The following is a 23,229-nucleotide window of genomic DNA, read 5'->3' as shown; positions in this document are numbered from 1 at the left end:
CTGTTGTTAAAAATTAATTAGTGCTGCTCTGGCTCAGTAGGAGCCACAACAGTTGCTTCAATAACATCGCCACCGTCTTCAAGATCTTCATCTTGATCGCGTAGGATGTCGGACTCCATCAACTCAACATTCAATGCAAGAGACTGAAGCTCTTTCACTAGAACGTTGAACGATTCAGGAAGACCCGGTTCAAGGATGTTTTCACCCTTAACGATACTTTCGTACATACGAGTTCTACCAGCTACGTCATCTGACTTAACAGTTAGGAACTCTTGTAGAGAGTAAGCGGCACCGTATGCTTCGATCGCCCAAACCTCCATCTCCCCGAGACGCTGACCACCGAATTGAGCTTTACCGCCCAATGGCTGTTGCGAAACTAGAGAATAAGGTCCGATAGAACGAGCATGGATCTTCTCTTCAACCAGATGGTGAAGTTTAAGCATGTACATGATACCCACAGTAACTGGGTTCGTGAACGGCTCACCAGTACGACCATCGAATAGGATAGACTTACCAGAAAGTGGAACTTCTGCTTTCGCAAGCAAGTTCTTAACGTCTGTTTCACGAGCACCGTCGAATACCGGTGTTCCAACGTGGATACCGTTCTTCATACGAGTTACCATTGATTTCAAAGAGCCTTCGTCAGCGCCATCAAGTTTTGCGCTGATATCAGAGTCATTGAAGATATCTTTCATTTCTTTACGTGCGTTTTCTGCATTCCACTTTTCAAGGTGGGCGCCGATTTGTTTACCCAAGTTGTGCGCTGCCCAACCCAAGTGAACCTCAAGGACCTGACCAATGTTCATACGTGAAGGTACGCCCAGTGGATTCAAGACCATGTCAACCGGAGAACCGTCTGCTAGGTATGGCATGTCTTCAACAGGCAATACTTTAGAAACGACACCTTTATTTCCGTGACGGCCGGCAAATTTATCGCCGACTTGCATTTTACGTTTAATCGCAACGTAAACTTTAACCATTTTGATAACGCCTGGAGGAAGCTCGTCACCTTTACGAAGGCGATCGATCTTCTCGTTGAATACCAATTTAACTGCGTCAAGTTGGTTACGAGCGTTGTCGATGATTTTGTTAACTTGGAACTCAAGATCTTGTTCAAGAGGGATATAGTTCAACAATTCGAATGGAATTGTTTCGATATCCGCGATCGTGATGTTTTGACCTTTGTTCAAAAGTTTTTGAGATCCATCTTCATTCAACAATACGCCAGTAGTGATTTTGCCTACCAAAATATCGCGAAGTTTAGAGATAGAGTTATTTTTGATAACGTTTTGCTCAACAGCCAAGTCTTTTTCAAGCTTGCGTTTTTTCTCTTCGATGATTGAAGACAAACGCTCATCGCGGTCTGCGCCTTCACGAGAGTAAACTTGAGCATCGATAACTGTACCGTAAACGCCAGATGGTGCGCGAAGTGATGTATCACGTACGTCACCAGCTTTTTCACCGAAGATCGCTCTCAAAAGTTTTTCTTCAGGAGAAAGCTGAGTTTCACCTTTAGGAGTAACTTTACCAACCAAGATGAAGCCAGGGCGAACTTCCGCACCGATGCGGATGATACCAGAGCTATCAAGGTCTTTAAGTGCTTCTTCACCTACGTTTGCGATATCGCGAGTGATCTCTTCTTTACCCAATTTCGTATCACGAGCTACGCACTCGAATTCTTCGATGTGGATAGAAGTGTAAACGTCGTCTTTCAACAAACGCTCAGAAATAAGGATGGAGTCCTCGAAGTTGTAACCTTGCCAAGGAGTGAACGCTACTAGGATGTTTTGACCTAGAGCCAACTCACCAAGCTCAGTTGAAGGTCCGTCAGCAACGATGTCGCCTTTAGAAACCTTGTCACCAACAGTTACGATTGGTTTTTGATTGAAGCATGTATTTTGATTCGTACGTTGGTACTTAGTTAGATTGTAGATATCTACGTTCGCACCAAGTTCTCCGCCTTTAGCAAAACGACGGATAACGATACGAGAAGCATCAACTTCTTCAACGATACCATCATTTTGAACAACAACAGATGTACCAGAGTCACGAGCAACCAAGCGCTCAACACCTGTACCAACAAGTGGTGCGCGAGAACGCAACAATGGAACCGCTTGACGTTGCATGTTCGATCCCATCAGGGCACGGTTGGCATCGTCATGTTCTAGGAACGGAATCAAAGACGCCGCGATAGAAACTAGCTGAGATGGAGAAACGTCCATCAATGCAACTTTGTCTTTATCAACGATTTCGTACTCACCGTCACGACGAGTGATTGTCGTAGCAGTTTGGATAGCTTTGTTTCCAGCTTCGTCACGAGCCGCAGGAGCGATGTAGTGACCAGCTTCTTCTAGAGCGGACAAGTAGTTGATGTCTTTAGATACAGAACCTTGATCAACTTTACGGTATGGAGTCTCGATGAAACCATAGTTGTTGATACGAGCGTAAGTAGCCAAAGATGCGATCAAACCGATGTTTGGTCCCTCTGGAGTTTCGATTGGGCAGATACGACCGTAATGCGTAGGATGTACGTCACGTACTTCGAAACCTGCACGGTCACGAGTCAAACCGCCGGGTCCTAGAGCAGACAAACGACGTTTGTGCGTGATCTCAGACAACGGATTCGTTTGATCCATGAACTGTGACAATTGAGAAGAACCGAAGAATTCTTTAACAACTGCGTTCACTGGTTTCGCGTTTACTAGATCGTGAGGCATCATTGTTTCTACGTCTTGTAGAGACATACGCTCACGGATCGCGCGTTCCATACGAACTAGACCGATACGGTATTGATTTTCAAGCAACTCACCAACTGAACGAACACGACGGTTACCCAAGTGATCGATATCGTCGATAACACCGCGACCATTTTTAAGGTCGATCAGAGTTTTGATAGTGCTCAAGATATCTTTGTGAGTAAGTGTTCTGTGAGACGGTGGGCACTCTTCCATAGAGATACCGAATCTGTGATTGATCTTGATACGACCAACTTCAGAAAGATCATAAGTCTCAGGATCGAAGAACAAACGACCGAAGAACGTCGTAGCAGCTTCCAAAGTTGGAGGCTCACCAGGACGAAGGCGTTTGTAGATCTCAACCAATGATTCGTCTTTGTTAGAAACTTTATCAACCAACAATGTGTTGCGAAGGTAAGGTCCAACAGTCAAACCGTCGAAGAAGATCATATAGAAGCTTTCGATGCCAGCTTCGATTGCGCGTTTGATGATTGCAGAGTTCAACTCAGCATTCGCATCCGCGATGATCTCACCAGTAGATTCATCGATAAGAGGTTTCGCCAAAACTTTACCATCAAGGTCGTTTGGTTCAACTTCAAGCTCAGTGATGTTAAGGTCTTTGATTTTCTTAACGATCGCGCGAGTGATACGACGACCAGCTTTAACTAGTGCCTCGCCACCTTTTGGATCAACGATATCAGTCAATGCTCTTTGGCCTGACATGCGCTCGATGTCCAACTTACGGAACAACTTGCCACCTTTAACGTAAACTTCGTCAAGGTCGTAGAAGTATTCAAGAAGTTGTTCAGCGTTGTAACCCAATGCTTTCAACAAGATTGTCACTGGGAATTTACGACGACGATCGATACGAACGTGGATCAAATCTTTTTGGTCAAATTCAGCATCCAACCAAGAACCACGGTATGGGATCACACGTGCAGAGTAGATCAATTTACCAGAAGCATTGTTTTTACCACCGTCGTGATCGAAGAACACGCCCGGAGAACGATGCAACTGAGAAACAACAACGCGCTCAGTACCGTTGATGATGAAAGAACCGTTCGCAGTCATCAATGGGATTTCGCCCAAATAAACTTCTTGTTCTTTTACGTCACGGATAGAACGTGCTTCAGTTTCTTCATCAACATCAAACACGATTAGACGAAGAGTAACTTTGATTGGCGCAGCGAAAGTCATACCACGCTGACGGCACTCATCTACATCGTATTTTGCTGGTTCTAGAGTGTAAGATACGAACTCTAGGCTAGCAGTGTTGTTGAAATCTGTGATTGGGAAAACAGATTTGAAAACGCCATTGAGACCAGCTTCGCCACGGCGATCTGGATCCATATCTTTTTGAATGAAAGCTTCGTAAGAAGATTTCTGTAGTTCAATCAAATTTGGAATATCAATGACTTGCTTATTTTTCGCGAAAGACTTTCTAACTCGAATGTTAGAAGCCGTAACTGGAGTTTTTTCCAATGTACTCTCCGTGATAAGAAAATCGAAACTTCACTTCGGGCGGAAGAATCAAGAACCACATTAAATAAAAGCTAAACGCAAGTATCCCAAACTACTCCAAGTTCCCAATAAATCAAGTGATTCTAAAGGTTTTTGATACTATTCCACGGCCCTCAGCTCTTTCTTTTTCCGCCCCGCATTAAGACCTCATGAAGACCATTTGTTGTCAGAAAACACAGCAGACCGTAGGATTTTTTCATGAGGACAACTATGAAAAATATTTTCCCACTTTTAGCGGCTGTTTTATTCACTGGATGCACCCACACGATCAACTTCAGATCTTCCCATTTCGCGTCTCCCCTAGTTGAAGACCAAGCTGGAGGCGGCCACGTGGCCGCAGTCGGCACAGCAGCCACAAAAGTAACCGTAGTGAACAACACCGGCACAAATCCACCATCTGTTGAGCCCATCCTGATCAATGCAGACGTGAACACAGAAGATCTTTTCCTGATAAATAACGTAGGCTTAGATGGACGAATCACAGTTTGGAAAGGCTTAGAGCTCTTTTTCGATAACTCCCTTCTGGGTGCAAGAGTTCAGATCCTAAACCACGGAGCCACAGCAAATAACTGGGTAGCTGCCATCCACGGAGCCTTCGGAAACAGAGAAGTTTCAGACACAAATAATTACGGCAGCAGCTCCGACGAATCAAAATCCAAGGTAGACACCAAACAAGCCGGCATCAGCGTAGGCTACAGATACGAAAAAGTAGCGCCCTACTTCTCCTACATCAACGAGAGCCACAACGTTTCCACCACCGTAAAAAATAACTACGGCAGCTTCGGCCCCTACGAATCCAAAGGAAACCACCAATACTTCTCCCTAGGCCTAACCTCAGTAGGAAGCGGCTTCCGCTACGGCATCGAATACAACAAAATCATCATCGACTGGGAAAAAGCCCAACACATAGAAAACCAAGACGCCATAGCCCTAAAAGCCGGCATCGCCTGGTAACCCATCTCCAAAAATTCGGGACTTGTTGCTTTTTATCCACAGATTTAGCAACAAGCCGAGGCTTTTAAAAATCTGGGAGCTGACTTGGATATTTTCGACCTCCCGGCCCGCAGGATGCGGTACCCAAGCCGGGCAAGCGCAGGAAGCGCGGGTCGAAAATAGCCGAGGCAGATCACAGATTTTCAAAAGACTCGGCGGTCTTCGCAAATACATACCCCAGAAAAGCAAAAAGCCCCGTGTTTCCACGAGGCTTTCGGCATTTTCAAAACCAAGAATTGGTTCGAAAGACTACTTAACAGTAACTTTCGCGCCCGCAGCTTCAAGAGCTTTTTTGATTTTTTCAGCGTCTTCTTTAGTAGCGCCTTCTTTAACAGCTTTGCCACCAGCTTCAACTAGTGCTTTAGCTTCAGCAAGACCCAAACCAGTCAAACCACGTACTTCTTTGATTACGTTGATTTTGTTCGCGCCAGCATCAACCAAGATAACGTCGAATGCAGTTTTTTCTTCAACAGCAGCAGCAGGACCAGCTGCAGCAGCTACAGGAGCAGCAGCAGAAACGCCCCATTTAGTTTCAAGCAATTTTACAAGTTCAGCGATTTCAAGAACTGTTTTCGCAGACAATGCGTCAACAAGTTGATCGTTAGTTAGAGACATTTTAATCCTCCAGGGATTTAAAAAAATTATTTAAAAATTCAATTAATCTGCACCATTAACTCCGAACAGTCGGAGCGCAAGCATTATGCTTGTGGAGCAGCTTCAGTACCAGCTTCAGCGCCGCCACCAAGTTTTTCAGCGTAAACGTTCAAGCATCTAGCAAGTGTAGTTGCTGGAGCAAGAAGTGTAGCCAAGAACATAGCACGGAGTTGGTCTTTGCCAGGAAGAGTTGCCAAAAATTTGATTTTAGCATCGTCCAAAGCTTCGCCGTCCATTACACCAGACTTGATTTGAAGAACTTCTACGTCCTTAGCGAAATCAGCCAATGTTTTAGCAGTCGCGTTCACTTCACCGTATGAGAATACGATGGCGTTAGTACCCTTCATTGAAGTAGTAAATGCTTTTTCAATTGTTGGGTGATCTTTGAACGCTCTTTTTGCTAGAGTATTACGGACAACTTTCATCTCTGAATCAGCAGCATTCAATTTTTTACGCAAGTTAGTTACTTGCTCAACCTTGATGCCTTTGAAGTCAACGATGAAAGCTCCTTTAGCTTTACCGAACTTTTCAGTGATAAGCTTAATCTCTTGCTCTTTATCTGCGCGAGTGATCATAAGTGAGCCTCCTTTCATTAGACTCCCTTCTTACGAAGGGGTGAGTGCGAATCAGGTCGGTTTGGAGGTAATAACCTTTTAGCCTTATCTCGGCAGGCCCCACACAATCATGGGATTACATTCACTGAAGAAAACCTACTGTCTCTGATCGCTTTAAAATTTAAAAAAACAAAAAGCTCCGACCAAGTCGGAGCTTTATTTAGTAACTACGCTAGTGCGCCAGTTGCAGCTGCTGCTGCATTTGGTTCAATCTTCACGCCTGGACCCATAGTAGATGCTACGGAGATAGAGCGAAGGTAGATACCTTTAGAAGATGCTGGTTTCGCTTTAACCAATGCGCCCAAAAGGACCATGAAGTTATCACGAAGTTTAGCATCGCCCATAGATTTTTTACCGATACCAGCATGTACGATACCTGCTTTATCAACGCGGAAATCTAGCTTACCTTTTTTCTCAGCAGCTACAGCTTCGCCAACGTTCATAGTTACAGTACCGATTTTTGGATTCGGCATCAAACCACGAGGCCCTAGAATTTTAGCAACTTTAGAAACAGTCGCCATCATATCTGGAGTCGCGATACATTTATCGAAGTCCAACCAGCCACCTTGGATTTTAGCCACAAGGTCGTCAGCGCCAACAAAGTCTGCGCCAGCGTTTTTCGCTTCAGTCTCTTTAGGACCTTTTGCGAAAACAACTACTTTTACTTCTTTACCCAAACCGTGAGGCAATGAGATTGCGCCACGAACTTGTTGATCAGATTGCTTAGGGTCGATACCCAAACGCAATGCTACGTCGATAGATTCATCAAATTTCGCTGGAGCGGACTCAACAACGAGTTTGAATGCTTCTTCAACAGAGTATTTTTTTGCAGAATCTACTTTTTTAGAAGCAGCTGCGAACTTTTTACCTGCCATTGTTCACTCCTACGCGATGTCGATGCCCATGCTCTTAGCCGTACCAGCAACTTGTGACATTGCGGATTCAACTTTCAAGCAGTTCAAGTCAGGCAATTTCGTTGTAGCGATTTGCTTGATTTGATCGTTATTGATTTTACCAACTTTGTCTTTTTGAGGCATTTTGGAACCTGATTCCAATTTCAACGCCTTTTTAATCAAAGAAGACACCGGTGGTGTTTTTGTGATGAAAGTAAACGATCTGTCCTGATAAACAGTGATGATGATAGGGATGATGCTATCACCCAACGCTTGTGTACGAGCGTTGAACTGCTTACAGAATTCCATGATGTTTACCCCGTGCTGTCCAAGTGCCGGTCCAACGGGAGGAGCTGGATTAGCTTTCCCTGCCGGTATTTGCAGCTTGATCATTCCTGTAACTTTTTTTGCCATGACCCACTCCTGCAAGAGGTGTAATTAAAATTCCAAGGTCCGCCCTATGCGGGCCTTAGATTATGGTTTTTCTACTTGAATGTAGTCCAACTCAACTGGAGTTGGTCTACCGAAGATGCTCACAAGAACTTTAAGCTTAGCTTTGTCCTCGTTGATCTCTTCTACAGTTCCTTGGAAGTTAGCAAATGGACCGTCAACAACAGTCACATTTTCACCTACAGAGAACTTCACCTTCATTTTCGGTTTTTCTGCAACGCCAGCCATTTGCTGAGTTACGCGGAAAACCTCTGCTTCAGGTACTTCTGGAGGACGAGTTTTAGTCCCACCCACGAAGCCTGTTACTTTTGACGCATTTCTTACCAAATGCCAAGTCTCATCATTCAAAAACATCTGAACGAAGATATAACCCGGGAAAAATTTACGCGATCTAGTTTGCTTTTGGCCTTTAACTAGTTCCACAACGTTTTCAGCGGGAATAAGGATCTCGCCAAACATCTCTTCCATCTTGGAAGTTTTGATCTTTTCCTCGATAGCTTTTTTAGCCGTATTTTCACAGCTAGTTTGAACGTTAACGATGTACCACTTTTTTTCCATGGCCGATCCTTACTTCATTAGATAGTTGATAAAGAAGCCAGAAATCAGATCGAAAGAGCTGATAATCACGCTTGAAATAAGAACCATAACTACACAAACGATAGTCATAGCTGTCGTATCTTTACGTGAAGGCCATACAACCTTACGGATTTCAGATACAACTTCTTCGCCCCAAGTTTGAACACGTGGGTTGAACTGAAGCAAAGCAAACAAAAGAATACCTGTTCCAACCGGAAGACCGTGTTTGAACAAGTCGTTATCTGCCAATTTAGCTACGATACCAAAAGCACCCGCAAATGCCTTGATAAGCATGTGCACTGTCAATCCAAGCAAAGCACCTGCAATAGCGAAACTAAGAGTAATAATCTTAGAGTTAGTTTTTTCCACGATACCTCATTCCTGTTGAAATATTTCTGTAGAAATTGGCAGGGGCGGAGGGATTCGAACCCACGACCTAACGATTTGGAGTCGTTCGCTCTACCACTGGAGCTACACCCCTGCATTTTTTATTGACGACAATCGGCCATCCCCAGCGTTGCTTCGTCGGCGGCCTACTCTACAGTAGGGCCTTCTCCTTGCGCCTTGGTGCTGACCGCTTCTCGTCAATAAAAACCCAAAACATAGTTTTGGCTTTTTCTTTCCTCATAAGGAAAACAAAATTCTTGCTATAGAAACTTTCGCTACCGCAAGAAACACCGAGGGGGACCCTTTTGTCAAGGAGTCCCCCGGGTGATTTTATTTCAGCCTATGCTGCGTTAATCCTACTCAAGGATGTCGATAACAACGCCGGCGCCAACTGTACGGCCACCTTCGCGGATAGCGAAACGCAATTCTTTTTCCATCGCGATTGGAGCGATCAACTCAACTGCCAATTCAACGCGGTCACCTGGCATAACCATTTCAGTGCCAGCTTTCAAAGTACAAACACCAGTTACGTCAGTTGTACGGAAGTAGAACTGTGGACGGTAACCGTTGAAGAATGGAGTATGACGTCCGCCTTCTTCTTTAGTAAGGATGTACGCTTCAGCTTTGAATTTTTTGTGAGGTTTAACTGAACCTGGTTTAGCAAGAACTTGACCACGCTCAACGTCTTCTTTTTTAGTACCACGAAGAAGAACGCCGCAGTTGTCGCCCGCTTGACCTTCATCAAGAAGTTTACGGAACATCTCGATACCAGTAACAGTAGTTTTTTGAGTTGGACGGATACCGATGATTTCGATCTCGTCACCAACTTTAACGATACCACGCTCAACACGGCCAGTAACAACTGTACCACGACCAGAGATAGAGAACACGTCCTCTACTGGCATCAAGAAAGTTTTGTCAGTAGCACGAGCTGGTTGTGGAATGTAAGCGTCACAAGCTTCCATCAATTTCATGATAGATGGACGACCGATTTCAGAAGTATCACCTTCCAAAGCTTTCAAAGCAGAACCTTTTACTACAGGGATATCATCGCCTGGGTATTCGTACTTAGAAAGAAGTTCGCGGATCTCAAGCTCAACAAGCTCAAGAAGTTCTTTATCGTCAACCATGTCAACTTTGTTCATGAAAACAACCATTGCAGGGATACCAACTTGGCGACCCAAAAGGATGTGTTCACGAGTTTGTGGCATAGGACCGTCAGCAGAAGAAACAACTAGGATAGCGCCGTCCATTTGAGCAGCACCAGTGATCATGTTTTTTACGTAGTCAGCATGTCCTGGGCAGTCAACGTGTGCGTAGTGGCGGTTTTCAGTTTCATACTCAACGTGAGTAGTAGAGATAGTGATACCACGCTCTCTCTCTTCAGGAGACTTATCGATTTGATCGTAAGACATCGCTTGAGCTTTACCAGCCGCTGCAAGAGTAGTAGTGATAGCAGCAGTCAAAGTTGTTTTACCATGGTCGACGTGACCGATTGTACCGATGTTAACATGCGGTTTCGTACGGGTGAATTTCTCTTTAGACATTAGTCCTCCTGCAGAGATTTTTTATTTTTATCTAACTTAAAAGCCATTTTTTTTAAATTCAAGTGTAAAACAAGTGGAGCCCATGATCGGAGCCGAACCGACGACCTCACCCTTACCAAGGGTGTGCTCTACCACTGAGCTACATGGGCGTCGAAATTTGGAGCGGGAAACGGGTCTCGAACCCGCAACCCTCTGCTTGGAAGGCAGATACTCTAGCCAATTGAGCTATTCCCGCCCTATCGATCAGAAGTCACCCATATTTCACCGAGAAAATATTTAAAAAATGGTGGGCAGGGAAGGATTCGAACCTTCGTAAGCGTAAGCTAACGGATTTACAGTCCGTCCCCTTTAGCCACTCGGGCACCTACCCATTTTTTTAAATACTTACTCAGAGAAATATGGAGCTGGTTATGGGACTCGAACCCGCAACCTGCTGATTACAAATCAGCTGCTCTACCAATTGAGCTAAACCAGCATCACTGAGATAACCGAAAGAGTTATAGTGGAAAAAATCTACATTCGTCAAAGATAATTATCTGTCAGAATGCGATTTTTTGGATTTTCCGCGCTGCGCGTGCTGCCTTAGTGTTTCTGTCAGAGCCATTGCTGTCGCGACAGACGCATTATAAGAGGCTGATGCACTCGTTTGCGGAATGTAGACCAATTCATCACACAGGCGTTCCGTTGTCACTCTCAAACCTTTATCTTCGGCACCAATTGCCCAAATTACTTTCTCAGGCAAATCGAGTTCGAAAATAGATTTTTTACCGCGAGGACTAAGTCCGTAAATCCAGTAGCCTTTTTCTTTTAATGTTTCCGCGTACTTACTAAAGTTCGTTGTCGATTCAACAGCGACATGCTCAACTCCGCCACACGCAACTTTATGAACAGTTGGAGTTAGACCCACCGCGCGATCTTCTGGAATTAATACACCTTTAACGTTGGTTAACCATGACGTTCTGAGGATTGCTCCCAAATTATGGGGGTCTTCAATACCGTCCAGCATCAAAACAATCGATGTTTCTAAGTTTCCTAAATGGTCTAGGTCCATGCCCGGTGCACCCTCAACAAAAAGAGCGGCGCCCTGATGAGAAGAACCGAACTTATCGATCACAGTTTCTTGGCGTTCGTCTGGAGTGATTTTGTGTTTGCGAGCCATTTCCTCAAGCTCGCGCAAATCAGCTGAAGTTTCCCAGCCTTTTTTAAGCCACATGCCTTTGACCTTCTTAGGGCGCATGTAAAGAGCTTCTTTAATTGCGTGATTGCCAACAACGACTCTCCACTCGCGAGGAATGGAATTTTCAGAGCGAGAACCGCCTTGTTGTGGAGCGCGACCGCCACCTTGTGGACGACCACCTTGCTGAGGACGCCCGCCTTGAGAGCGACCACCCTGTGAAGATTTTTGAGAGTTGTTTTTTGAACCGCCACCAGAGCGGAAATTATTTTTCTTCATTCTACATCGCCATCACAAATTGTTTTGCAGCTTCTTTGATATCTTTTGCTTCTAAGATCGGACGACCCACAACCAGAGCAGAGGCACCTTTTTCAAGTGCTTCTTTCGGGCCCATAATACGCTTTTGATCGCCAGAGTCGTTCATACTAAAGCGAATTCCCGGCGTGACAAGATAGAGGCCTTTATTTTGTAAAAGGTCTAACTCGTGAGGAGAACAAACCAGGCCTGTTAGCCCGGAATTTTGAACCAAACTCGCCAATTCCGTCACATGCTGTGCGATCGGCTGTGGATTCATCACCGGAGGCAGGGAGTTTTGATCCCAGGAAGTTAAAATCGTGACTGCTAGAACTTTAAAAGGACGTTGCTTGCTTAGCTCTGCCTCGACCGCCGCCATACGCTTCAAAGCTTCTGCTCCACTCAGAGCGTGGACTGTAACCAGTGAGGCGCCTGCATCGAAACTCGCTCTGACAGCGGCTTCCATTGTTGAGGGAATGTCGAAGTGTTTATTATCCATGAAAATAGGCGCCCTTTGCGCCATCTCTTGAACGAACTCTAAGCCATAGCGAAGGCACAAGCGAGGACCGAGCTTGATACCCCCTACAATATCACCGATTTCATCGGCAATTTTGAGAGCTTGATCGCGAGTGTCGACGTCAAGAGCAAGAATGATTGGATTTTTCATGGGATGAGCGCGCAGGTTTTTATTCATGGAATAACTCCTGCGCTCCACCCTCTCATAAACTGGGATTTAGGTCATTTGTTTTCGACGATTATCAGAGTGTTCCAACCCATTACTCGGATGGGATTGCCATTCACGTCACGAGCGACCCGACCATTCTCATTAAAGAGGGGCACCAGGCGCTGCGGCTGAGCAATCACTTTATCCCAAATGATTTTGGCGTTGTCTTTATGAACGCGAACACAACCACCAGAGGCACGTTTACCGAGCTCTTTATAGTGATCCGGAGTTGTCGCATGAACGGCGACTCCGCCATTAAAGAACATCGCGTACTCCATGTTGGCCTTCCAGGTATAAGAATAGTGATTGCGCACTAATTTATAGGGAGAAAATGTGCCCACAGGAGTTCTGGTCCAATACCAACGGCCGCTTTTAGCTTTTTCATACTGCTCGCGCCCCGTAGAGACAGGCCATACCGCAATTGGAAAGCCATTTTCCATTACTTGCATCTGCTGAGCCGTCGGGCCTGCAGCCGCTTTGTTAATTCTTAAAACGATCGCATACTCGCGATACACGTCGATACCATCTTGGGCTGCGATGATTTCTGGATTGATGACGGCTGCCCGCATTTCTGTGCGTGGCGCACCTATTTCATTCGCGATTTCGTCTGGCGACATGAGGTCATCAAGTTGTTCATTCGAGATTTGCGGCGATGGCGTCTGCGAATCGAAATTGTTTTGGGCAAATAGCGATTGGGAAAAAGCTGAAACGAACAACAACAAGGATAAAGCAAAGGCTTTCATACAGATCCTCCTGTTATAGCGTAATAAAATATCCCTCGATCACCACAGAGACATTTTATTCACGAAGGAACAGAATGCCTGTCGTGCACAAGATCAGAATCTTCCCCGAAAACGGTGTGGTCAAAGGCAATAAAAAAAACGGAGGGAAAATCCCTCCGTTCGCCAAATTTCTAAGCTTTTTGAAATCAGATTCGCGCGACCTAAGCCGCTAACGTTAGGACGTTAGCAGGTCTTAGTACGATTTTGCGAACAGAACCCACTTAGTTGCGGTTTTCCCAGAGAAGATACAATTGCCGGAGATCGGCTCTTGCTTCAGTGGTTGGCAGCGTGGAGTTACTTTTAATTGTGCTAGCAATTCGTGGCCGATGCCATCTTCGCACCATGGAACCAATGCAAAACCTGGGGCAGAGTTTTCTTCGCCTTTGAAGTAGGCTTCGAACTCTTTAAGGTCTGTGATTTTTTTGATGTTGCTGTCACGGAAAGCTTTTGCTCTTTCGAACAAGCCGTCTTGGATTTCTTGCAACAAGGCACTGATGCCTTGAACGAAAGCATCGCGGGCTTGGCCGGCTTTTTCTTTCGGGCCTTTGTCACGACGGCCGACGAATACTTCGCCCTTGGCCATATCACGAGGACCTACTTCTACACGCACTGGAACACCTTGTTTAATGTATTGCCATGCTTTGTCGCCACCACGGATATCGCGGTCGTCGACTTTTACGCGGATCGATCCACCGTTGTAGCTTTGCGATTTAACTTCTTTAGCCAAGGAGTTTACGTATTCAAGCACTTGCGCTTTTTCAGCGTCGTTACGATAGATTGGAACGATCACTACGTGCAATGGAGCGATTCTTGGTGGAACCACGAAACCGTTGTCATCAGAGTGAGTCATGATCAAACCACCGATAAGACGAGTAGAAACACCCCATGAAGTTGTCCATGCTGTTTCTTCTTTACCCTCAGCGCTCAAGTATTTGATACCGGAAGCTTTTGCGAAGTTTTGACCCAAGAAATGAGACGTCCCTGCTTGCAGAGCTTTTTTATCCTGCATAAGTGCTTCGATCGTGTACGTATCAACCGCACCCGGGAAACGCTCATCAGAAGTCTTCATGCCTTTGATCACTGGCATTGCCATGTAGTTTTCTGCGAAGTCAGCGTATACGTCCAACATCTGCAAAGTTTCCTCTTGGGCTTCCTTTGCTGTTGCATGAACTGTATGGCCTTCTTGCCACAAGAACTCTGCCGTTCTTAGGAACATGCGCGTGCGCATTTCCCATCTCATCACGTTACACCATTGGTTAATCAAGACAGGAAGATCACGGTATGATTTTACCCATTTTGCGAATTGGTGACCGATGATTGTTTCAGACGTTGGGCGAATGATCAGTGGCTCTTCAAGTTCGCCGTCTGGAACTAGCTTACCGTTGCCATCGCCTTTCAAGCGGTGGTGAGTTACGACTGCACATTCCTTAGCGAAGCCTTCAACGTGTTCTGCTTCTTTTTCCAAGAAGCTTAGTGGAATTAGCAATGGGAAGTAGGCGTTTACGTGACCTGTATCTTTGAACATGCGATCCAATACGGCTTGCATGTTTTCCCATACAGCGTAGCCCCAAGGTTTGATCACCATGCAACCGCGGACCGGAGAGTTTTCGGCCATATCAGCTGCTGTGATAACTTGTTGGTACCACTCAGGGTAATTTTCAGAACGTGTTGGTTTAATCGCTGTATCTGACATGTGCTATTCCTTAAATGTCTTTTGTATCAATGCCGTAGGCTTTAATTTTTCTGTGCAAGTAGCTTCTTTCGAGACCGATCACTTCGGCAGTCTTAGAAATATTGCCGCCGTTTTCGTTGATCTTGCGAAGAAGGTATTCTTTTTCGAATTGCGCGCGAGCATCGCGGAACGTTGACAGGTCTTGCATTTCGAAACCTTTTTCATCGTCCTTGTCGACCAAACCTGCGAAACGCAGATCATGAACGTCAACGAAATCTCCTGGAGTTAGAATGTAAACGCGCTCGATAAAGTTTTTAAGTTCACGCACATTTCCCGTCCATTGGTAAGCAAGCATCTTGTTCATAGCTTGCTCGCTGATGGCTTTTTTCGGGAATCCGCTTTCGCGAGCCACGTTGTCGGAGAAATAAGAAACTAGAACTGGGATGTCTTCTGGGTGCTCGCGAAGTGCTGGCACACGGAAAGGAATCACGTTCAAACGATAGTAAAGATCTTCGCGGAAACGGCCTTCTTTTACTTCTTTATCCAAGTCTTTAGAGGAAGCTGCGATCACGCGTACATCGTTTTCAATCGCCTCAGAACCACCCACACGACGATACTTTTTCTCGTCCAAGTAAGTCAGAAGTTTTGCCTGAGCGTCTTTGTTCATTTCGCTGATTTCAGCGATGTACAAAGTTCCACCCTGAGCGAGGTCTAATTTACCTTTTTTAGCGCGGTCCACACCTGGCATTGCACCTTTTTCAATCCCGAAGATTTCGGATTCAAGAAGGTCTTCAGGGATACCGCCACAGTTGATCTCAACGAATGGACGGCTGGCACGACCACTTAGGTAGTGAATATTTTGTGCGACAAGCTCTTTACCTGTACCCGCTTCACCTTGGATCAAAACCCAAGAGTTTGTCGGTGCTACACGTGCAATCACTTGTTTTGTGGCTACGATAGCTGGTGCCTCACCCACAAGAGCGATTGATTTACGAAGCTTATTTAACAACAAAGCTTTTTCTTCTTTTTGTTGTTGGTAGCTCAGGATGTTTGAAATCACGATCAGGATTTTATCCATGGAAAGTGGTTTTTCGATGAAATCCCAAGCGCCCAATTTTGTCGATTTAACGGCCGTTTCAATCGTTCCGTGACCAGAGATCATAATGAACTCTACATTCGGATGTTCTTTGCGGGCGCGATTCAGAACTTCCATTCCGTCGAATTTACCTGGCATCCAGATGTCTTGGAATACGATATCCGGCTGCACGTCTTTGATTGCTTGCAATCCCGACTCTCCGTCGTGGGCTAGAAATACTTGATAGCCTTCATCCTTCAAAGAGGCTGAAAGCACATCACGAATCGGAGCTTCGTCATCAATAATCAGAATTTTAGTCGATAGAGCCGTCATCACGGACCTTCTTTCTATTCTTCGGCGGGCTTCCAAGCGCCCACTTCGTTTACAGGAACTTCAATCACCAGTTTCAAACCTTTGGGCTCATTCGCAGTTGCACGGATGAAGCCATTGTGGTCTTCAATGATTCTTTTCACGATAGGTAAGCCTAAACCAGTTCCGCCCTCTTTTGTAGAGTAGTACGGTTCAAAAATACGGTTTCTTTGCTCTGCTGACACTCCGTCTCCATTATCGGCGACAGTCATACGCATCGTTTTAATGTCTTTGGAATAATGTGTGACTATTTGGACAGTTGGTTGTGGTTCTTTAGCCACAGCAGCCACAGCGTTATCCACAAGATTCACCAAAACACGGCGGATTTGATCGGGGTCAAATTTAAACTCTGGCAACTCCCCGTCAGGACGGAAATCAAACTTCACGTTCGGGTGAGCTTGGCGGTAAAGCCCCAAAGACTCTTCGACGACACTGTTGAAGTTTGCAACCACAGGACGAGCCTGAGGTAAACGTGCAAAATTACTGAATTCGTTCACCAGATTTTTTAGACCATCCACTTGTTTTACGATCATCGTCGTACACTCGCTGAAGGCCGGATCTGTGATCGAAGCACCGAACTTTCTTTGCAGACGTTCTGCGGAAAGCTTAATCGGCGTCAGAGGATTTTTAATTTCGTGGGCGATACGACGAGCCACCTCTGTCCAAGCGGCGGAACGTTGCGCATTCACGATCGGAGTCATGTCGTCAAATACCAGGACCTTACCGACAGCTTCGCCTTTTTCATCCTTAAGAATCGACAGACTCATTTGCAGAGGAATCGCCTCCCCTTGCACATTCAAACGGAATTCTTTTTGGATACTTTCAATCTTATGATCCTGCATGGTTTTCAAAAGATCTGCGAAAGTTCTGAAATATTCTAAAGTCAAAAGCTCACGCACGGATTTACCGATATAGCGTTCAGGATCAATTTTTAACAACTGAGCCGCGTGACGATTGATGGTCGAAACACGCCCAGCTTGATCGACGGAGATCACGCCCGTATTCACGTTACGTAAAACAATGTCCGTATAGCGCGCGTGTTGATCGAGTTCTTCCAGGGTGTTTTCCAAGGTCACCGTCATCTGATTGAAGCTAGAAATCAGATCGTTGATTTCCTCGGAGCCTGACTTGATTTGCAGAGGTGTGTAATCCCCTCCCGCAATACGACGGGTCGCACGTCCCAACTGAACGATCGGAATGGAAAGCTGCCTTGCCAGATAGAACCCAAACCACGTCGCCGCAAGTAGGATCACAAAGGTCATCAAAACCAAGATGATCAGATAAATAGATTTCAGCGGGTATTCGAGCGGATTGATATCCCGGAACTCGTCATAGGCCGTCGAGATATCATCCATCTTGGACACGAGCGATAACGGCAGGAAGCTCGAAACAACGATGGCGCCTTTATCAGCGCCTTCCTTAACCGGAACGATCACGCGAACCAGATTTCCATCCCCGAATTGATGGATGATGGATGCCTCGGCCTGAACCTTAATACCTTTTTGCAGGAACTCTAACGAGACCGCAGGAACCGTGGGAACAGTGTCGTCCTCAGCAGAAACCACGACGCGTTTGCCGAAAAGTGATGGGTAGTATTCAACCGCATCCAAACTGAATTCTTTGCGCAGTTGTTCAACCTTGCGTTTGATATCATTGGAATTCGACAAGGGACGAACAGAGTCGGCAATTTGATGGGCGAAGTGATAGTTCTTTTTCTTAGCATTGAAGTAATAGGCATTGGTGACTTCGATGGAGCTTTTTAGAACGCCCGCCATCTTAGCACTGAACCATTTATCAAAGCTGGAATTGATATAAAAAACCGAGATGATGAACATCAATACGGTAGGAATAAAGCTGAAGGCCACGAAGGCCGCGATAAGTTTTGCTTTAAGACTGCTACCGAAGATTTTGCCCTGTCGTTCTACGAAGACCTTCACGACATTGCGGAAGATCATAAAAAGCAGAAGCAAAAGAAGAACGATATTAAAGTTTACGAGACCAAAGAAGAAAATACTGTGAACGAACGGAAGCTGTTGGCTGGTTGCGAACAGGCGGATTTCAAACCATGTCAGCAGAACGAACAAAAAAGAGACGACAAGGACGATGAAGATTTCACGTCTTCTTTTCTTTAACTCCTGAGGACCATGGGGAAGAAAATCGTCTGAGTGTTCGCTCACTAGTAAAAATCCTTTTAAATCACCAGGCGCTTGTCATAAGCGCCCTGAGATTTTAAATGCTAAATTACTTTTTTGCTTTTTTCGCGGTTTTTTTCGCTTTTGCTGGAGCTTTCTTAGCAGCTTTAGCCGCCTTAGGAGCTTTCGCTTTTGCCTTTGCTTTTGGAGCCGGTTGCGCTGCAAGCAAAGTCGCTGTTTTCATTGTTGCTGGAATTTCACCAACCAAGCCGATCATTTCCATAACCACTTGAGCTGCTTCTTCGCCTTTATTCATGTGCTCAGAGCTACCAGTGCGAGCGATCGCTTGTTCTTCGTTTTCAGTCGTCAATACGCCGAAACCGATTGGTTTTTTATAATCAAGCATCAAACGAGTGATACCATCAGTCACAGAATTGCAGACATAATCGTAGTGAGAAGTTTCCCCACGAATAACAGCACCCAATGCCACAACACCGTCACAACCAGCATCCAAGAAGGCTTGGCAAGCTAGAGGGATTTCAACTGCGCCTGGAACCAAGGCTGCGAAAATTTCAACACCTTCACAAGACTCAAGATAGCTGATCGCGCCTTCTTCAAGTTTTTGAGTGATTTCTGAGTTCCAACGAGCTGTAACAACGCCCACTTTGATGTTTGCCATTAGTGATTCCCCTTTAAATTTTCAATTGCGACAATTTCAACGATTTCTAAATCAAATGCTTTCAAACCAACTTTTTTCTCTGGTTTGTTTGTGATCAAACGGATTTTGTTCGCGCCAATTTCACGCAGAATTTGGGCGCCGATACCGTAATCACGCTCATCCATTAGCGGAGTCGATGGACGGATGTCTTCCATCCCCATCAAGGCTTGAAGTTCTGGAACCAAACCTTGAGTGCGGTTGTTACCACGCAGAAGAACGAAAGCTCCGCTGCCTGCTTGCTCGATCATTTTCAAGCTTTCCACAACAGAAGAAGCCCCACGCTGAACAACAGCCATGAAGTCACGAGTGAAGTTATCAACGTGAACGCGGATCAATGCAGGAACGTCCTTAGTGATCTCGCCTTTTTGAATAACTAAGTGCTCAAGGTGATCCACCGTCGAGCGGAAGACGCGAGCCTTGTAGCCCTCACCAAAAGAAGCTGGCAATGGAATGTTTGCTAGCTCTTCAACCAAAGTTTCATTGGCCAAGCGGTAAGCGATCAAATCAACAATAGTCCCGATTTTGATGCTGTGTTTTTTTGCGAACTCTTTCAAGTCCGGTACGCGAGCCATGGATCCATCTGGATTCATCACTTCGCAAATAACTGCTGCTGGATTCAATCCCGCCAAACGAGCCAAATCAACAGAAGCCTCAGTATGACCTGCGCGCTTTAATACGCCACCGTGCTGAGCACGAATTGGAAAGATATGACCAGGCATGTGAACGTCAGTTGGTTTTGCATGAGGATTCGCAGCCACCTTACAAGTGTGCGCACGGTCCGTCGCAGAAATACCTGTCGAGATGCCTTCAGCAGCTTCGATAGAAACTGTGAATGCTGTTTTGTTCGGAGCGTAGTTGTATTCATCACGAACCATCAATGGCAATTGCAAGCGATCCATTTGTTGTGCCGTCATGCAAAGGCAAACCAAACCACGAGCCTCAGAGATCATGAAGTTGATCCCTTGAGCATTGATGTGATCTGTCGCCATGATCAGATCACCTTCGTTCTCACGATCTTCGTCATCCACGAGGATGACCATCTTACCCGCTCTTACATCATCAAGAATTTCAGGAATAGTATTGAATGCCATGCTTAGTCCTTTTTAACTTCCAAAGAACGTTGGATCGCGCGAGCCATGTAATCGGGCTCAACATTGATTTTGCTGCCTGGTTTTAAATCGCCCAAATTTGTGCGTTTAAGAGTTTCCGGAATCAGGCACACAGAAACCGTATTTTTATCTAAATCATTTACCGTCAGGCTCACCCCGTTTAACGTGATGCTCCCCTTTTTCCATACAAATGGCAGGATTGTGTCTTGGACTTTAACATCCAAAAAGAAAGATTCGCCGATCAGCTCTGCTCTTGTCACAGAGCCCAAACTATCAACATGTCCCGTCACCAAATGACCGTGGATTCGGTCGCCAAAACGCAAAGATCTCTCTAAATTGACCTTTTTGCCGATCCAGCTGTTGGGATTCCAATCAAGGACCTTAATAGTTTCTGCCGCCAACGCGAAAGTCATGTGACTGTCGTCATAGGCCTCCAGGGTCAGACAAACGCCATCACATGCGATGCTATCGCCAAGCTTCAAATCATTGAAATCAGATGGTTTTTTAATTTTAATGCGATAGGCATTTTGGAGCTCTTCCGAGCTATCAATCGGCATAACGGATTCGACGATTCCAGAAAACATAAGGGCCTCTGCTTGAATGGGCTGGAAGCTACACTTTCACAGGGAAAATGGCAAGAAAAGCATCAATTCATTGACCTGCCTGAGAGGCATTTGGAAGATGGTTTTATGAAAAAACTCATTAGCGTTCTATTGATTCTGGGCAGCGTCTTTTCCACACCAGCTTTGGCTCAAAGCTCAAGCGCCAACATGTCCTATGACCTCAGCGGGGGATTTGGGACTTACAACGGGAACAGTTATACCGAAATCGACCTCGGCCTGAACTGGTACCTGACGGATTACCTGAACTGGCGAAACTCTGTTTTCACCCAATTCGGTTCAAGCATCGACACAGTTTATGGTTTGGACACGGCCGCTATTTTTGGAACAGGCTTTTATACTTCCAGCGGCGGAGCTGGGGTTGAGTTGTTTGCGGGCCCAGGTTTGCGTTTTGCCAATGAAGATGCCAGCGGTTACTTCGGCAAAGCGGGATTGATTTTTGCCATTGGCGGCCTGCGCATTGGTGGCGGCGCTCAAGTCACGAAGTACTATGAATCACGTCACGATAAATACGGATACAGAATGCCTGACGAGGAAGTTCAATACTTCATCATCCTCGCTGGTGGTGGCAGCTTATAAAGGAGCGAATTATGAAGGAAGGCCGAGACATCATCGCAGAGAGTCCCGCCTTCCTTTCCGCTCTGACTCTGGCTCACAAGGTGGCCGAGAGTTGTTCCAATGTTTTGATCACCGGCGAGAGTGGCACCGGTAAAGAAATCATCGCTCAGTACATTCACGCGCACAGTCCTCGCAGCCAACGTAACTTCGTCGCTTTAAACTGCGCGGCCATCCCCGATCATCTTTTAGAATCAGAACTATTCGGATACACACGAGGAGCCTTTACTGGAGCTCACACCAACAAAGTCGGTCTTTTTGAGGAAGCTGAGGGTGGCACTTTGTTTTTGGACGAAATCGCCGACCTAGAAATCAGCTTGCAGGCAAAAATTCTGCGCGTCCTGCAAGAACGCAAAATCAAACGCCTGGGCGAAAACACTTTGCGCCCTATCAACATCCGCATCATTGCCGCTACTCACGAAAATTTAAATCGTGCTGTGCAAGCCAAAAAATTCCGCGAAGATCTTTTCTTTCGCCTAAATGTCATTGGTATTAACGTGCCTTCTTTGCGGGATCGCAGCGAAGACATCCTGCCTTTGGCAAAACACTTTGTCGAAAAATTTTCGGCCGCGAATTCCAAAAAAATCTTTGGACTGACCCCGGCCGCAACAGACTATCTTTTAAAGCAAGTTTGGCCAGGGAATGTGCGTGAGTTGGAAAACCGCATCGAACGCGCAGTGGTTTTATCTAACAACTCCCATATCGAAGTTGAAGATCTGCACCCGCAAGCCACGATGAATTCTCAACAAAAACAAAACACGCTAAAATTCATGCGCGAACGCGTGTGCGACAACATTGCGCATATCCTGTCCATCGACGAGATGACGCATCTTTATATTGAATACGCGTTAAGTCTCAATAAAGGTGCCAAAGAAAAAACGGCGCGCGACTTAGGGATCGATCGCAAGACACTTTACCGAAAACTTGGGAAACGACACCCCACTTTGTGATAGTTGGCACCGCGTTTGCTTAAACCATTCTTAGTAACACCCACTGAGGAGGTTTGTATGTTAAGGGCCGCTATCGCATTCTTTATCCTGGCAATCGTAGCATTCGTTTTAGGCGCTAATGGTATCGCTGGCTTGTCTATGGAGGTCGGTCGTATGCTATTGATCGTCTTCTTGGTACTAGCTGTGATCAGTTTCTTTGTGAATATGATCGGCAGAAGAGGACCGAGGTAGATACGGGCTGGGACAATTTGCCCCAACCAACGGGAAATACTCCCCGGGGCAATTTGTCGCCCCTTTTACATCGCTTTTTTGCGCTCTCACAAAAAAAGAAGGGCTTCCATTCTAGAAGCCCATTTCTTTGTCTCAAAATTTTCAGAGTCTAATTATCTTCTGCCAGAAGAATTCGTATTTCTGTCATAACTATTTTGAGATGATCTTTGCGAATCTTTTGAATTCACATTGCGATTCGAAGAGTTAGAAGATTCTCTTTTAAGATCTTCAGCTCTGTTGCCAGATTTATCTGATGATGAAGAGTTTTGCTTATTAAATTTGTCGTTACCCATGATGGTACTCCTATAAAAATAGGCAAGCATCATTGCTTGCCTATTTTTAGGAGATAGCTAAA

At 45.6% G+C, this 23,229-nt stretch carries 22 protein-coding genes and 5 tRNA genes; 4 read left to right on the top strand and 23 right to left on the bottom strand.

Features of this window, described 5'->3' with window-relative positions:
- Positions 1-17: 17 nt before the first annotated feature.
- A complete protein-coding gene (gene rpoB / locus ACLVWP_RS03685) occupies positions 18-4,217 on the bottom strand; it encodes a DNA-directed RNA polymerase subunit beta (protein WP_413560191.1) in 4,200 nt (1,399 codons plus the stop codon).
- A 249-nt stretch (positions 4,218-4,466) separates the two neighbouring features.
- Between rpoB and ACLVWP_RS03680 the strand changes: the two genes are divergently transcribed.
- Positions 4,467-5,210 (top strand): hypothetical protein, encoded by a 744-nt coding sequence (locus ACLVWP_RS03680; RefSeq protein WP_413560189.1) that lies wholly within the window; start codon positions 4,467-4,469, stop codon positions 5,208-5,210.
- A gap of 288 nt (positions 5,211-5,498) precedes the next feature.
- Here ACLVWP_RS03680 and rplL read toward each other — a convergent pair whose 3' ends face one another.
- The 21 genes from rplL to ACLVWP_RS03575 form a co-directional block, all read right to left on the bottom strand.
- Positions 5,499-5,864 (bottom strand): 50S ribosomal protein L7/L12, encoded by a 366-nt coding sequence (gene rplL, locus ACLVWP_RS03675; protein ID WP_413560187.1) that lies wholly within the window; start codon positions 5,862-5,864, stop codon positions 5,499-5,501.
- An 83-nt stretch (positions 5,865-5,947) separates the two neighbouring features.
- Positions 5,948-6,478, bottom strand: a complete 531-nt coding sequence (rplJ, locus tag ACLVWP_RS03670; protein ID WP_413560186.1) for a 50S ribosomal protein L10 — start codon at positions 6,476-6,478, stop codon at positions 5,948-5,950.
- Positions 6,479-6,684: 206 nt separating this feature from the next.
- The gene (gene rplA / locus ACLVWP_RS03665) at positions 6,685-7,392 is read right to left on the bottom strand and encodes a 50S ribosomal protein L1 (protein ID WP_413560184.1); all 708 of its coding nucleotides are present in this window, start codon (positions 7,390-7,392) and stop codon (positions 6,685-6,687) included.
- Positions 7,393-7,401: 9 nt separating this feature from the next.
- Entirely contained in the window at positions 7,402-7,824 is a 423-nt protein-coding gene (rplK, locus tag ACLVWP_RS03660; RefSeq protein ID WP_340599043.1) for a 50S ribosomal protein L11, read from the bottom strand.
- Between the two features lie 60 nt (positions 7,825-7,884).
- On the bottom strand, positions 7,885-8,418 hold the full coding sequence (gene nusG, locus ACLVWP_RS03655; RefSeq protein WP_413560183.1) for a transcription termination/antitermination protein NusG: 534 nt from the start codon (positions 8,416-8,418) through the stop codon (positions 7,885-7,887).
- Between the two features lie 9 nt (positions 8,419-8,427).
- Complete coding sequence (gene secE / locus ACLVWP_RS03650) at positions 8,428-8,805, bottom strand: preprotein translocase subunit SecE (protein WP_413560181.1); 378 nt, start codon at positions 8,803-8,805, stop codon at positions 8,428-8,430.
- Positions 8,806-8,841: 36 nt separating this feature from the next.
- Positions 8,842-8,917 (bottom strand) — tRNA-Trp (locus tag ACLVWP_RS03645).
- Between the two features lie 262 nt (positions 8,918-9,179).
- Positions 9,180-10,370 (bottom strand): elongation factor Tu, encoded by a 1,191-nt coding sequence (gene tuf / locus ACLVWP_RS03640; protein ID WP_413560180.1) that lies wholly within the window; start codon positions 10,368-10,370, stop codon positions 9,180-9,182.
- 74 nt (positions 10,371-10,444) lie between these two features.
- A tRNA-Thr gene (locus ACLVWP_RS03635) sits at positions 10,445-10,519 on the bottom strand.
- Positions 10,520-10,528: 9 nt separating this feature from the next.
- Positions 10,529-10,605 (bottom strand) — tRNA-Gly (locus ACLVWP_RS03630).
- 49 nt (positions 10,606-10,654) lie between these two features.
- Positions 10,655-10,740 (bottom strand) — tRNA-Tyr (locus ACLVWP_RS03625).
- A 29-nt stretch (positions 10,741-10,769) separates the two neighbouring features.
- A tRNA-Thr gene (locus ACLVWP_RS03620) sits at positions 10,770-10,845 on the bottom strand.
- 57 nt (positions 10,846-10,902) lie between these two features.
- Positions 10,903-11,823 (bottom strand): TrmH family RNA methyltransferase, encoded by a 921-nt coding sequence (locus ACLVWP_RS03615; protein ID WP_413560178.1) that lies wholly within the window; start codon positions 11,821-11,823, stop codon positions 10,903-10,905.
- A gap of 1 nt (position 11,824) precedes the next feature.
- Complete coding sequence (gene pyrF / locus ACLVWP_RS03610; protein ID WP_413560176.1) at positions 11,825-12,532, bottom strand: orotidine-5'-phosphate decarboxylase; 708 nt, start codon at positions 12,530-12,532, stop codon at positions 11,825-11,827.
- A gap of 44 nt (positions 12,533-12,576) precedes the next feature.
- Complete coding sequence (locus ACLVWP_RS03605; RefSeq protein ID WP_413560174.1) at positions 12,577-13,305, bottom strand: L,D-transpeptidase; 729 nt, start codon at positions 13,303-13,305, stop codon at positions 12,577-12,579.
- Positions 13,306-13,537: 232 nt separating this feature from the next.
- Entirely contained in the window at positions 13,538-15,037 is a 1,500-nt protein-coding gene (gene proS, locus ACLVWP_RS03600) for a proline--tRNA ligase (protein WP_413560173.1), read from the bottom strand.
- A 10-nt stretch (positions 15,038-15,047) separates the two neighbouring features.
- Positions 15,048-16,424, bottom strand: a complete 1,377-nt coding sequence (locus ACLVWP_RS03595; protein ID WP_413560171.1) for a sigma-54-dependent transcriptional regulator — start codon at positions 16,422-16,424, stop codon at positions 15,048-15,050.
- Between the two features lie 14 nt (positions 16,425-16,438).
- The gene (locus tag ACLVWP_RS03590) at positions 16,439-18,637 is read right to left on the bottom strand and encodes an ATP-binding protein (RefSeq protein WP_413560170.1); all 2,199 of its coding nucleotides are present in this window, start codon (positions 18,635-18,637) and stop codon (positions 16,439-16,441) included.
- 64 nt (positions 18,638-18,701) lie between these two features.
- The gene (gene ribH / locus ACLVWP_RS03585; RefSeq protein ID WP_413560168.1) at positions 18,702-19,271 is read right to left on the bottom strand and encodes a 6,7-dimethyl-8-ribityllumazine synthase; all 570 of its coding nucleotides are present in this window, start codon (positions 19,269-19,271) and stop codon (positions 18,702-18,704) included.
- Positions 19,271-20,401, bottom strand: coding sequence for a 3,4-dihydroxy-2-butanone-4-phosphate synthase (gene ribB / locus ACLVWP_RS03580; RefSeq protein WP_413560167.1), 1,131 nt, complete (start codon positions 20,399-20,401; stop codon positions 19,271-19,273). Before ribB ends, ribH begins: the two co-directional genes overlap by 1 nt.
- Before the next feature lie 2 nt (positions 20,402-20,403).
- Entirely contained in the window at positions 20,404-21,003 is a 600-nt protein-coding gene (locus ACLVWP_RS03575; RefSeq protein WP_413560166.1) for a riboflavin synthase, read from the bottom strand.
- Between the two features lie 105 nt (positions 21,004-21,108).
- On the opposite strand from ACLVWP_RS03575, the gene ACLVWP_RS03570 reads away from it, so the two are divergent.
- The 3 genes from ACLVWP_RS03570 to ACLVWP_RS03560 are packed head-to-tail and all read left to right on the top strand — an operon-like array spanning position 21,109 to position 22,835.
- The gene (locus ACLVWP_RS03570; protein ID WP_413560165.1) at positions 21,109-21,618 is read left to right on the top strand and encodes a hypothetical protein; all 510 of its coding nucleotides are present in this window, start codon (positions 21,109-21,111) and stop codon (positions 21,616-21,618) included.
- An 11-nt stretch (positions 21,619-21,629) separates the two neighbouring features.
- Positions 21,630-22,604 carry a sigma-54 interaction domain-containing protein gene (locus tag ACLVWP_RS03565; RefSeq protein ID WP_413560163.1) on the top strand — a complete coding sequence of 325 codons (975 nt, stop codon included), beginning with the start codon at positions 21,630-21,632 and terminating at the stop codon, positions 22,602-22,604.
- A 57-nt stretch (positions 22,605-22,661) separates the two neighbouring features.
- Positions 22,662-22,835 (top strand): DUF1328 domain-containing protein, encoded by a 174-nt coding sequence (locus ACLVWP_RS03560; protein WP_413560161.1) that lies wholly within the window; start codon positions 22,662-22,664, stop codon positions 22,833-22,835.
- A 152-nt stretch (positions 22,836-22,987) separates the two neighbouring features.
- On the opposite strand, the gene ACLVWP_RS03555 is transcribed toward ACLVWP_RS03560, so the two are convergent.
- On the bottom strand, positions 22,988-23,167 hold the full coding sequence (locus ACLVWP_RS03555) for a hypothetical protein (RefSeq protein WP_413560160.1): 180 nt from the start codon (positions 23,165-23,167) through the stop codon (positions 22,988-22,990).
- Positions 23,168-23,229 lie beyond the last annotated feature (62 nt).

The organism is Bdellovibrio sp. HCB209 (genome assembly GCF_047306065.1).
Classification (GTDB): Bacteria; Bdellovibrionota; Bdellovibrionia; order Bdellovibrionales; family Bdellovibrionaceae; genus Bdellovibrio.
This window is presented reverse-complemented; position numbering and strand designations above follow the sequence as displayed.